Origin of the sequence: Limosilactobacillus reuteri subsp. simiae, from assembly GCF_020784875.1 — a bacterium.
GTDB classification, from domain to species: Bacteria; Bacillota; Bacilli; order Lactobacillales; family Lactobacillaceae; genus Limosilactobacillus; species Limosilactobacillus reuteri_H.
Map to the genome: position 1 here is coordinate 1 of NZ_JAJGUI010000115.1, position 12,421 is coordinate 12,421.

The 12,421-nt window shown below is 33.7% G+C and carries 10 protein-coding genes; 1 reads left to right on the top strand and 9 read right to left on the bottom strand.

The genetic code is table 11. The annotated features are described in order from the left end of the window. From LMC10_RS10130 to LMC10_RS10145, 4 genes are all read right to left on the bottom strand, one after another. A partial coding sequence (locus LMC10_RS10130) for a KxYKxGKxW signal peptide domain-containing protein (RefSeq protein WP_229269742.1) occupies positions 1-859 on the bottom strand: 859 nt, incomplete at its 3' end. A gap of 68 nt (positions 860-927) precedes the next feature. After that, the gene (locus tag LMC10_RS10135) at positions 928-2,505 is read right to left on the bottom strand and encodes a peptide chain release factor 3 (protein WP_229269743.1); all 1,578 of its coding nucleotides are present in this window, start codon (positions 2,503-2,505) and stop codon (positions 928-930) included. 133 nt (positions 2,506-2,638) lie between these two features. Then, positions 2,639-4,096 carry a hypothetical protein gene (locus LMC10_RS10140; RefSeq protein ID WP_229269744.1) on the bottom strand — a complete coding sequence of 486 codons (1,458 nt, stop codon included), beginning with the start codon at positions 4,094-4,096 and terminating at the stop codon, positions 2,639-2,641. A gap of 12 nt (positions 4,097-4,108) precedes the next feature. After that, the gene (locus LMC10_RS10145; RefSeq protein ID WP_229269745.1) at positions 4,109-4,828 is read right to left on the bottom strand and encodes a glycosyltransferase family 2 protein; all 720 of its coding nucleotides are present in this window, start codon (positions 4,826-4,828) and stop codon (positions 4,109-4,111) included. A 210-nt stretch (positions 4,829-5,038) separates the two neighbouring features. Between LMC10_RS10145 and LMC10_RS10150 the strand changes: the two genes are divergently transcribed. Then, entirely contained in the window at positions 5,039-6,508 is a 1,470-nt protein-coding gene (locus LMC10_RS10150) for an LCP family protein (protein ID WP_229269746.1), read from the top strand. Positions 6,509-6,551: 43 nt separating this feature from the next. On the opposite strand, the gene LMC10_RS10155 is transcribed toward LMC10_RS10150, so the two are convergent. From LMC10_RS10155 to LMC10_RS10175, 5 genes are all read right to left on the bottom strand, one after another. Next, positions 6,552-7,670, bottom strand: coding sequence for an AI-2E family transporter (locus tag LMC10_RS10155; RefSeq protein WP_229269747.1), 1,119 nt, complete (start codon positions 7,668-7,670; stop codon positions 6,552-6,554). 73 nt (positions 7,671-7,743) lie between these two features. Beyond that, positions 7,744-8,325, bottom strand: a complete 582-nt coding sequence (locus LMC10_RS10160) for a hypothetical protein (protein WP_229269748.1) — start codon at positions 8,323-8,325, stop codon at positions 7,744-7,746. 63 nt (positions 8,326-8,388) lie between these two features. Next, on the bottom strand, positions 8,389-9,657 hold the full coding sequence (locus LMC10_RS10165; protein ID WP_229269749.1) for an NlpC/P60 family protein: 1,269 nt from the start codon (positions 9,655-9,657) through the stop codon (positions 8,389-8,391). A gap of 164 nt (positions 9,658-9,821) precedes the next feature. After that, positions 9,822-11,528: a putative glycosyltransferase family protein gene (locus tag LMC10_RS10170; RefSeq protein WP_229269750.1), complete on the bottom strand. Its 1,707-nt coding sequence runs from the start codon at positions 11,526-11,528 to the stop codon at positions 9,822-9,824. 127 nt (positions 11,529-11,655) lie between these two features. Further along, positions 11,656-12,421: glycoside hydrolase family 73 protein (locus LMC10_RS10175; RefSeq protein ID WP_229269751.1), on the bottom strand; the 766-nt coding region annotated here is incomplete at its 5' end.

Sequence of the window (12,421 nt, forward strand, 5' to 3'; positions counted from 1 at the left end):
CTGCACCAAAGTAATAAGTATTGCCCCAGTTCTTGTAGTAACGATTTTGATACATTACTCCATCGTTATCGAAGTAATAGACTTTGCCGTCTTTAGTCAAAAATTGGTTAGTGTAGCGAGCTCCATCCGCGCCAAAGTAGTAGGTACTACCCCAATTATGATAGAACTTATTTGTAATTAATGAATTATTTGCATCAAAATAATAAAGTTGATTATCATTTGCAGTTAAAAATTGATTACGTAAAGGAATTATCCCCTGATTATTTACCCAGTAATCTTTCCCATTAACATTTAAGTTTTTATTCTTTATTAAGGCACCATCGTTACCGAAGTAATAGGCATTTCCCCATCGAACCATATAACGATTATCCCAACGAGCGCCGTCTGCGCCAAAGTAATAAGTATTACCCCAATTATTATAAAAACCATTATCTAGCCGAGCACCATTAGGTTGAAAATAATAAGTTCGACCCCAATTACTATAGAAATCATTTTTAACTAGCTGTCCTTCTGAGTTATAGTAGTATGTATTATTATTTATTGTTGGAAAAGTATTAGGAGCTCCTGTTTCAGGAATAGTTTGTTGTGCTACATCTTTATTTTCAGTTGCCTCAGGCTTAACCGGTGTCTGATTATCACTTTGAGCATCAGTTCCAGTACTATTATCATTACCTTGTAGAGAGTTAGTATTAGTAGGAGTTCCAGTAGTTAGAGTATCTGCAGCAGGTGTCTCATTATTAGGCACCATATCTGCATGCGCTATCGAACCTAGACTAATACCTAGCCCTAGCGAAATTGTAGCAATAGCAGCAACACACCATCTTTTACCGTTTTTATACATTTTAAAATGTTTTTTCATTACTATCCTCTCCCAAAAAGTTATTACTTAACCTAAGTATATACTTCTATATAAAATTATTAAACCTATTACAACTTCGCCGTTAACTTCACATCTGGGTACTTTTGCTTAAACCAATTTTCGGCGAATTGATTTTCAAACAAGAATAGCGGCTGATCATGGATATCCTTGACTAAGATGTTTCGTGATGACGACATCTTTTCATCTAATTGGTCTGGATCAATCCACCGGGCAGTCTTAGTTCCCATTGGTTCCATCACAACTTCTGAATTATATTCATTTTGCATCCGGAACTTGAATACTTCAAATTGAAGCTGACCAACTGCACCGAGAATATAATCGCCAGTAGAATAACTTCGATAAAGCTGAACAGCCCCTTCTTGAACTAATTGATTGATTCCCTTGTGGAAGGATTTCTGTTTCATCACATTCTTAGCAGAAACACGGACAAATAGTTCTGGCGTAAATTGTGGCAACTTTTCAAATTGAATATCTTTTTTACCATTGTAAATAGAATCACCAATTTGGAAGTTTCCAGTATCATATAAACCGATAATATCACCGGCAACAGCTGTCTCAACATTTTCACGGGTATCGGCCATAAATTCAGTCACATTTGATAACCGCATTGGTTTCTTAGTCCGTGATAATGTAACATCCATCCCCCGATCAAATTCACCGGAACAAATCCGGACAAAGGCAATTCGATCACGGTGACGAGGATTCATGTTAGCCTGGATCTTAAAGACAAAACCAGAAAATTCGGGATCAAGGGGCTTAACAACATCCTCGTTCTCAGTTTTGTGATCACTTGGTGCAGGGGCAAACTGTAAGTAGGTTTCCAAGAAAGTCTGAACTCCAAAATTAGTTAAAGCAGATCCAAAGAAGACTGGTGTTTGGTCCCCTTTGGCAATCTTTTCTTGATCGAGCTCATTACCAGCCACTTCAACCAGTTCCATGCCGTCCATTGCATCTTGCCATTCACCATCACCGGCTAATGGGTTATCGCCCTTAACATTACCGTCTTCATCTAATGGTAAGTAAGGATTGTTTTCATCAGCTGGGTGAGTCAAGGCAACACGATGGTTAAAGCGGTCATAGATTCCCTTAAACTGGTGACCGGAACCGATTGGCCAGTTGATTGGGTAAGTCTCAATCCCTAATACGTCTTCAACTTCATTTAAGAGATCAAGTGGTTCACGGGCATCTCGGTCAAATTTATTCATAAAGGTAAAGATCGGGATTCCCCGCATCTTACAAATTTGGAATAACTTCTTAGTCTGCGGCTCGATCCCCTTCGCACTATCAATAACCATCACAGCGGAGTCCACCGCCATTAATGTCCGATAAGTATCTTCAGAGAAATCTTCGTGCCCTGGAGTATCCAAAATATTGATCCGCTTACCTTGGAAATCAAATTGCATAACAGATGAGGTAACAGAGATTCCCCGCTTCTTTTCAATCTCCATCCAGTCTGACTTTGCAAAATTACCGGTTTTCCGTGCTTTAACGGTCCCGGCTTCACGAACTACTCCCCCAAAAAGCAAGAGTTGTTCAGTAATCGTTGTTTTCCCGGCATCCGGGTGAGAAATAATGGCAAACGTACGCCGTTTATTAACTGCTTCAGCAAGTTCTTTTGGTGACATTAATTTTTTCCTTTCCTATATACTATTAATTTAAATCTGGGTAATATCTTTACTAGTATAAGGTATTTTTAATCAAACAACAATAATATATGTATATAAAAAGCCATCCTTACAAAAAGGACAGCCGCCTTAACTACTTACGAATAATTATTTTTCTTAATGTATTTTGACTCCAATCTACATATTGATAAACAACATTCTTATCTGATTTAAAGAATTCATCGCCCGTCTTATATGGCATATTATAAACACGTGAATGAAAATTATGATTTAATGACGCATTTTTTAGCTGCCATAAAGGACCTATCCCAGCAATAAATAATGCCCCAAGTAATACTAATGCAAAATACAAATCTTTTTTCCAATAGTTTGCAATATTTTTTATTACTAAGAAATTAATAACCATTAAAGCAGGAATACTAACGCGCATTACTAAGTCATTAGCAGCACCATATTCACAAAATGGTAATAAAAATAAAATAATACTCGAAGTATATATCAGTGGATTCTTCCATTCATGTTTTAATAATAGCAACACCCATATAAGCCATGAGGCTTGCAATGTAATAAATCCTAATTTATGTGACCATACATCAATAAAAGCAAATTTCATTTTTTCATCTACCGGCTTAGGTTGGAAAACATTACAGCTAATATAAAGTAATAAAACTATCATTAACAATAAAGATAGAATATTAACAATATTAAATACTTTTTTCCAATCAACCGTAATTTCTTTATCAAGGCAATCATAGATTAATGTAAATAGCATCAAAACAGTTAAACCAATAAAAGCAAACGTCGAATATAAAATTATCGGTGCCAATATCAGTCCCCAAAATTGATAGTTTTTTCTATTTCTTAACCATAGACTTACCGAAAGAGCAACCGGAACGAACTGAGGAAATACGAAGCGCAATAGCGAAATATTAGAAGTATATTGCAAGTTTAGAGTTTTACTAAACCACTCTCCCATCTCTCCCATATTATTGTAATCCCAAGGAACCCAGGTTCCATAAATACCATTTAAAGGATAAATAAATGGTGAAAAGAATATAAGTGCGAAAGCTATTAATAAAAAGAGATATCCATTTTGCTTATTTATCCATTTATAAAGAGATAGTATTAATAGAAATAATCCTAAAATTATCCATACTAATAAGGATGTCTGTGCTACGTTAAATCCACAAACCTTGCCAATCATCCCTGGAATAATGTACTCACCTATATAATAACTTACTACCCCATATTTACCATTAAACTTATAATGTACAGGCCAATTCTTATTAATAAAATCATTTAATAATACATTATGTTTTTGCCAATCATAAGACTGCAAAAAGAAGCCACCTAACCCAGATAAAAGCGCCCACAAAACAATAATTGCCAAAGCTACTAATATGAAAAACCAATCTTTTTTTAATGAAATATCCATTTCTGATTTTTGATAAGAATATCTCAATACGATATAACAAATAACTAATACCGACGGAAGTCCAATAATTGGCTTTAACCAAGTTATAAGAAAAAGGACTATTGGTAAATATAAATATCCTACAATACTTAAATCAAAAATATTAATTTTTTTCATTAATATTCACCTCTAGTCATTAATTTGTTTTTTTAACATTCGAAAATCACCTAAAGCATGATACCCAATCTTTATAATTTTAGAAATATTAATTGAATTTACTCCTCCTCTACGAGGTGCAAAACTAATTTCCCTAAACACGATATTCTCATGAAAGTAAGCAAAATATGTTGTTAACATAACATTAGGTAAATTGTAATTGAGTGGTAATTTACTAATATATTTTTCAACTAAAGACGTCTTCATTAACCTAAATGGAGCATTTGAATCCGGAATATGAACTCCATAATAAACACGCAATAGGAGTAATAATATTTTTTCAACTAATACACGTTGCTCACCATCTTTTCTCTTTGAGCGATTACCAATAATTGCACTATATTTAGTCCTCAAATTCCAAAATGGTTCAAATTCTTTCGGATTAGTTTGATTATCAGAATCCGTTTGAAAAATATAATCAGCCTTATTTTTTATAGCATAACGATAGCCAAATAAAACTGTTGATCCATGTCCCCCATTAGTCTTAGTTAATCCTTTAAGTAATGGATGATCTTTCTCTGCATTTTGAATTAGTTTATACGTATTATCCTTGCTACCATCATTAATAATAATAAGTCTTGATTCCCCATTACCATTATGACGTTCAATTACTGGATACCAGCTATTAATTAATTCATTAATATTTGCTGATTCATTATAAGCCGGTATGATAATATACAGTTTATCTGACATTATTTTCTCCTAAATTATCGTTAAAATAGTATACAAAACGTTTTCAATTTTAATATATTTTATATTGAATTACAATTTCAATTTTGAACCAAAATAACACCCATATAAAAGTTACAGAAAGTTTAAAGTATTGAGATATATTTGAACTTAGGATTAATTTTCTGCTATATTAATAAAGTTAGAACTTATTTTTATTGAGGTACTTAGTATATGGATAATAACAATAACAACGAATCGCGGGAACATTACCGTAAACGGATGGAAGAACGTATCCAACGTGACGTTAATGAACGCAAGCGTCGAGAACGCGAGGAAGCACACAACAGACATGAAAATCGTTTGCGACTAGAAGAAGAACAATCGTCACCCGATTATCAACCACCAAAAAAGCATCACTATCGAACGCCAAATTGGGTGCGCGCGTTAATTGGATTATTAATTTGTCTAGTAGTGGCCGGCGGATTTTACGAATATCATAAAGTTCACTCAGTTGCCAAAGGGGTGTTTGGCGCTGGTGATGGAAAAATCAGTAAAAAGTTACAAAAAGGTGAACCAGTTTCCGTCCTGGCCATGGGAACAGATGTCGGGGCTCTAGATCGTGGTAACAAAGGTGGTAATACCGACTCTTTGGAACTATTTACTATTAATCCGAAAAAGAAAACCATCACCATGACTAGCATTCCTCGTGATATCCTAGTACGGGTTGAGACCAGTGATGGCCCTGATTATGTTAAAATCAACGCTGCCTATTCAATCAATGGACCAAAACAAACTGTAAAGCAAGTATCAGAATTACTTGATGTGCCGATTGATTACTATGCAGTTATTAACATGGGAGTTCTCGAAAAAGTTGTTAATTCTGTTGGCGGGGTCGAGGTTGATAATCCATTTGCCTTTGACTACGAAGGCCACCACTTCAAGAAAGGTAAACAACACCTTAACGGAGCAAATGCGTTGAAGTATTCCCGGATGCGGTATGATGATCCAAATAATGATTATGGTCGTCAAAAACGGCAACAACAAATTCTAAAGAGCGTTATTAATAAGTTCAAGGCTTCAGGTTCAATTGGTGCAGCTAACAAAATTTTAGATGCTGTTGGGGATGGGGTTAAGACCAATATTCCAATTGATGATATTGCGACCTTGTATGGTAACTACCACGGCGCAATGAACAATGTTAAGACCTACCATTTCCAAGGACAAAACGCAACGATCGAAGGAGTTTCCTTCCAGATTGCTAGTCCTAAAGAAATTAACCGGGTATCAAAACTGGTACGAGCTCAACTTGGCTTAAAAGCTAAGAACGTTGTTAACCACGAAACCAAGATGTACAAGTCACAACCGCACTACAATGGTTACAATGAGACTGACTTTATCCTTCCTGGTGGTGCCAGTTACAATGATCCTGGTAGTGGTAATGGAAGTGATGAAGTTATTGGAAGCTCTAGTTCATCCCGCCGGAGTACAAATGAGACTGAATCATCTTCAACATACACAGCAGGTAATAATGAAAGCTATAGTGAATCTCGAGCAATTCCGGCAACTGGAAATCAAACACCGACTGCTCCTATCCAGCATCATTATGCGACCCCTCAATACCACACTTATAATGGTTATCATTCAACTTATACTCACCCAACGTATGGTAATCATTATGGATATACACATCGGTATTATTAATAAAAAAGCATTTTCGTAAAATTTGGACGAAAATGCTTTTTTATTATTCAGTTTTGGCTTTATCAACAGGATGTTCAATTCGATAAATATCAAAGAAGTATTCACAAACAGTCTTGATAACGGCATAGAATGGAATGCATAAGATCATTCCTCCGATTCCAGCGATATGGCCCGCAGCAAGTAATAACATAATGATTGTTAATGGGTGAATCTGAAGCGTCTTCCCGATGATATTAGGGTAAACAATATTTCCATCAACTTGTTGAACAACGATCACCACCACAATTACCCAAATAATCTTATTTGGTGCCATCGTTAAAGCAACAAATAATGCTGGAGCAATTCCGATATAAGGTCCGATATATGGAATGATATTAGTCAAACCAGCAACAATTCCGAGAACAATTGCCAGCGGCTGGCCAATAATAACGTAACCAATTGAGGTAAATACACCGACAAATAGACATTCAATCATTTGCCCAGAAATATAGGAAGATAGAGTTGAATTCATTTTCCCAAGCAAGTCATTTACTTCTTTTGCATGGTGGGGAGAAAGCCATTTTTGAATACTTGGAATAAGTTTAGAACCATCCTTAAGCATATAAAATAACATTACCGGAACAGTAATTGTTACCACTGTCACATTTGTCAGCATACCAATGATATCCCCGACCCGTGTTGATAGGCCTTGCAAAACCTTTTGCGCATATCCAGCTAATTGGTGATCGAATTGCCGGTAATATGCATTTAGATCCACGTTTCGCAAGAATGAATGCTCAATTGTATCATTAATAAGATGTTGAATTCCTGTGACCGTCTGCGGCATGTTACGTACTAATGTTGAAACTTCCTTTACAACTGGTGGAATTAACATGGCAATTCCACCAACAACAATCACGATCAATAAAAGCACGATTAATAAACTAGCGATTCCTCGGTTCATATGAAAACGCCCAATTTTGATCTTCATAAAAAGTTTTAAAACTGGGTTTAGCATATAATATAGGAATCCAGAGATAATCAATGGAACAAAAACTACTGATATAAACGTTAAAAACGGCTGAAAAATAAACTGAATTTTTGTACACATCCAGATTAACGTCGCCACTGTTAGTAATAGCAACGGCCAAAATAGCCAATGATAAAATTTTTGCTTAGACATAGTTACTCCCTAAAAGAAAAAAGAATCAGTAAGTCTATTATAAAAGACTCACTAACTCTTTTAAATTATAAAATTAATTTTCTGTAACAGAATTTGCAGTTACGTGGTACGTATGACCGTTGCCACTAACAGTCCAATTATTAGTACCATTCTGTGTAGCAGTATAACCATCAACAGAATCAATAGATGGTAAATCACTTGTTGATTGACCTGCAATTCCACGATTATTTAATTGATTACCAATATGTTCTTTAACAATGTTACGTGCATCAGTTGCTGTCATTGTAGCCTGTGAAGAAGTGCTGGAGTTTTGCTTAACAGTTGACTTAGCACTTGTTCCATTTTCAACTGATGATGTACTTGATACAGAATAATTTGCATCATTTTTAGAGGAACTAGATTTAGATTGTAAAGAACTAGAAGTCTTATTAGAAGATACTCCACTATTCAAACTTGTACTAGATTCTTCATCCTTATTCGTACTTGTCTCTTTACTAGTAGCTTTATCCGATTTTTCTGTGTGCTTCTTAGTAACCTTGCTTGAAGCAACATCTGAACTACTTTGTGAATTTTTTGATGAATTGCTACTACAAGCAGCTAAAGTTATCATCAATGATCCAGCCGCAATAGTAGTGAATAATTTTTTAATTTCCATTTATACTTTCTCCTTGTTATTCTTTATTTAAGTTATTATAACAGATTTTCAATCCACTAAAAATTATAAAGTAATAAAGAAACTTGGTTTAAAGTATCGAGAATATCCAATTTTAACAACATCACCTGGCTCAGGAGCATGAACATAAGTACCATTTCCTAACGAAATCGCAACGTGGTAAGGTGCGCTATCGCTACCGAAAAATAATAGAGAGCCTTTTGGAGCATTCATAACGTCCCGTTGGTGAGTACCAAGAGTAGCTTGTTGATAAGTTGTACGATAGTTCGAACCAAGGCCGTATGCCCATTGAACTAATCCTGAGCAATCAAAACCGGCAGGAGTATTCCCACCCCATACATAAGGAACTCCTCGTTGTGAAAGAGCACGATCAACCTTATTATCAACATTATTTTTTTCTGTTAAAATTCCTTCGTTATCAGCATGGTATTTTTTACCACTAACTGTTACATCACTATTTTGAACTAAGGCTCCATCATTCCCAAAATAATATTGATGGCCCCAATTACTATATACGGAATTATCTAAACGAGCACCATCATTTCCAAAGTAATAAGTACGACCCCAATTGTTATAGAAACCATTATCTAAACGGCTTCCATCTGCTTGGAAGTAGTATGTATGGCCCCAGTTATTATAGAAGCCATTATCTAAACGACTTCCATCTGCTTGGAAGTAGTAAGTGTGGCCCCAATTGTTATAGAAACCATTATCTAAACGACTTCCATCTGCTTGGAAGTAGTAAGTGTGGCCCCAATTGTTATAGAAACCATTATCTAAACGACTTCCATCTGCTTGGAAGTAATAAGTATGGCCCCAGTTATTATAGAAACCATCATTTAAACGAGTTCCGTCTGCTTGGAAGTAATAAGTATGATTATCTTGATTCAAGAAATAATCTTTTTGTTGTTGACCTTGATCATTGAAGTAGTACTGTGAACCGTTAATGTCTTGAACACCAGTAGCTTTTTGACCATTATTATAATAATAAGTACTTCCATCTTGTTGTTGCCAACCATTTAAGGAATTAGTAGTTTGAGGTGTTACTGCAACTGGAGCAGTATCTTGATTTTCATTATTAGTAGTGTTTTGTTGTAATTCTTGATTAGAATTTACTTCACTTTGATCATTAGTAGCTGTTTGATCAGAAACTTCAACTTGTTGTGAAGTTACTGGTGTAGCCGTAGTATCTGTAGTATCAGCATTAGCTACACTAGTAGTTGATACTCCAAAAGCAATTGCTACGGTAGCGATTGCCATGTAGCACCAATTTTTACCCTTCTTAAACATTTTGTAGTGTTTCTGTTCTTCCATTATTAATGAATCCTACCTTCCGTTTGTCATTTCATTTCTTTCGATAAATTCAACGATTATTACTTTATCATAAAAATAATGGTTATAGGCATTGAAAGCTGGATTGTTAAATAATGATAATGTTTGCAATACTAATGTAAAGAAAATGTTACGCTAATTTAGAACTATCTGTTATCTAAAGTTTTATTATGCATTTTAATATACTCATACAATAATCCTATCCAAGCAATAGCTGAAATAAACAATGTTAAATAATATAGTTTCCACGGTCTATACCCTACTTCAACTACATTGTTACCTTTTTTTAAATTTATTAATACTGTTCCTCGAGAACTTTGTGTATATTTTACTAATTTATTATTTACTTTTACAAAAGTACCATTATATTGCAAAACAGGTAAATCAACTTGAACATTATTTTTTAGTTTTAGTTTAAAAACAATTCGATTTGGTAAAAATAATGGATGATAATATTTTTTCTGCCCATTTATTATAGTTACGTTATTCATTATTGATAGTATTTTTTTATCATTTAAGTTTTTAGGATTTTCTATTGCTTTAATTGGATAATAGTCTTGTTCGCCAAACACAACTGAATAATTAAATATTTTATTATAAGTATAGTTATTTACAACTGTTTGTAGTGGCAATGACTGTACTGGAGTAGTAGTAGATTTAGCAATCATATCTTTAGAGCTAAAATTTCTTAATAATTGTAAATTAGCCTGTTGAGCAAATGCACTAAATAAAATCACAAACAATGATAGACTGGCAATTAAACCAATAGTATTTCTATTTTTTACAACTTTTAATAAGATTTTTGATGAAACAACAGATAAAAATAGACTTGCATATGCTAAATACCTAAAAGTCAACTGAATAACCGCTAAAGGTGAATGCTCAAACATTTTCCAGGGAAATAAAGAAGTCGCAAAAAAACATGCTATAACTCCTAACAAATAAATAAACTTATACTTTTTACTATCTACAAATACTATTCCTACAAATAAAGTAAGTAATAGTATAAAACCAATAGAGCAATTACTTTCTAAATTTTCTAAAGAATAAGAAATAAATTGTGTAAATTTTGTCTCTATTCCAATACCTTGATTTGGAGAATAAATTTTCTTAAATGATTGTAAAAAAGGAATTATTTCAAAAATAACTAGCAAAAAAGTCAGCACTATTGATTTTATTAAAGAAATAATACGTGCTTTATTAAATCGTCTAGTTACCAAAGCAAAAATAGTAATTATTAATAAGAATTCACAGCAAAGAACTACACTTAGAACATGGGAATATCCAACTAAAGCCATACCAATAGACAAAATTGTCCATTTTAATCCATCGTTCTTCCCCCAGAAAATATTATAGATACCTAAAAATACAATAGGTAAAAATGAATAAGCAATAAATTCTCCAAAAACGGATGTACCTAAATATAAGCGATAAGGTACAACTGTATAAAGAAGAGAAAATATAAACGATTGCATTTTATTATCTGAAAAAGCTAGCATACACAGATATGATATATAAAAGGTTATAATAGTAAAAATTAAATACCATAAATAGAATGCATTAATAGGATTTAAGAATAAAGAAAATATTGCCCAAGGATACAGAAAGATTGTTGGGTAAAATAGAAAAGAGGCTACTCCCGTATGATGAAATGTTTTTGTTGCTATAAAAGTAAAAAATTGACCTTTCGATAGATTATTAGCGATTTCTTCTACTCTAGAAGCATGAAACGAAAAATCAGAAAATATAACTATACGATGAGATAACCAAAATGGTAGTACCATCATGATTGAAAGAACTATAAATACAATAAAGAATGTTGAATTTTTATATTTTTGTGTTTTATTACTCATTTTTACACCAATAGTATTTAATATTTATTACATAGTTAATAATATGCTAATTGACAGATACCCAATAAAAAAAGGCTGAATATTAAACTCAACCTCTTTATTAAATACCTATGAATTATAAAGTTTTTTAAAGACTAAATGCTACTTTATCATAGCGCGTTAGATCATAAGTATTAATAACATTTCGCAATGAACTAGTATATGTTGAAGCTGTAGCATATCCGTCAGCTCGAATTAAATAAGTCGCTGTATTAGCATCACGAACCCCAATTAGATTATGGTAACGACTATTCCTAATTAAGAAGTCTGTATGATCTTGAACACTGGCATTATTATCTGGGTAACGACGGAATGCATCATTAATTAATACCATTCGACCACCATATTCCTCATATGTTGGCATATTAACAGACATTCCATTATAACTTCCCTTAATTCCAAATAAATTATGATAAGTCGAAGCTAAAGTAGATTTTCCCCATGCACTCTCTAAAATTGCTTGAGCTAAGGTTAGAGATGGTAATATTTGATGTTGTGTCCAGCCCTGGATTGCTCCATTAACAATGCTACCAATAAATGCATTGTTTGATGTCAATTGCCCTTGACCATCAAAAGTTAAATCACCGTAGCCCAAATTAATAGTTTGATTTTGAACTAAAGCACCATCACTACCAAAATAATAAACTTTTCCCCAGTTATTATAGAAACTATTATCTAAACGTACGCCACCTTCTCCGAAGTAATAGGTGTGACCCCAGTTATTATAGAAACCATTGTCTAAACGTACGCCACCTTCTCCAAAGTAATAGGTGTGGCCCCAATTATTATAGAAACCATTGTCTAAACGACTACCATCCTTTTGGAAATAGTAAGTATGACCCCAATTGTTGTAG

Bases quoted from the DNA above. Each gene is read 5' to 3' on its own strand.
- LMC10_RS10140 (WP_229269744.1), bottom strand. From the start codon at position 4,096: ATGAAAAAAATTAATATTTTTGATTTAAGTATTGTAGGATATTTATAT.
- LMC10_RS10135 (WP_229269743.1), bottom strand. From the start codon at position 2,505: ATGTCACCAAAAGAACTTGCTGAAGCAGTTAATAAACGGCGTACGTTT.
- LMC10_RS10165 (WP_229269749.1), bottom strand. From the start codon at position 9,657: ATGGAAGAACAGAAACACTACAAAATGTTTAAGAAGGGTAAAAATTGG.
- LMC10_RS10150 (WP_229269746.1), top strand. From the start codon at position 5,039: ATGGATAATAACAATAACAACGAATCGCGGGAACATTACCGTAAACGG.
- LMC10_RS10160 (WP_229269748.1), bottom strand. From the start codon at position 8,325: ATGGAAATTAAAAAATTATTCACTACTATTGCGGCTGGATCATTGATG.
- LMC10_RS10170 (WP_229269750.1), bottom strand. From the start codon at position 11,528: ATGAGTAATAAAACACAAAAATATAAAAATTCAACATTCTTTATTGTA.
- LMC10_RS10155 (WP_229269747.1), bottom strand. From the start codon at position 7,670: ATGTCTAAGCAAAAATTTTATCATTGGCTATTTTGGCCGTTGCTATTA.
- LMC10_RS10145 (WP_229269745.1), bottom strand. From the start codon at position 4,828: ATGTCAGATAAACTGTATATTATCATACCGGCTTATAATGAATCAGCA.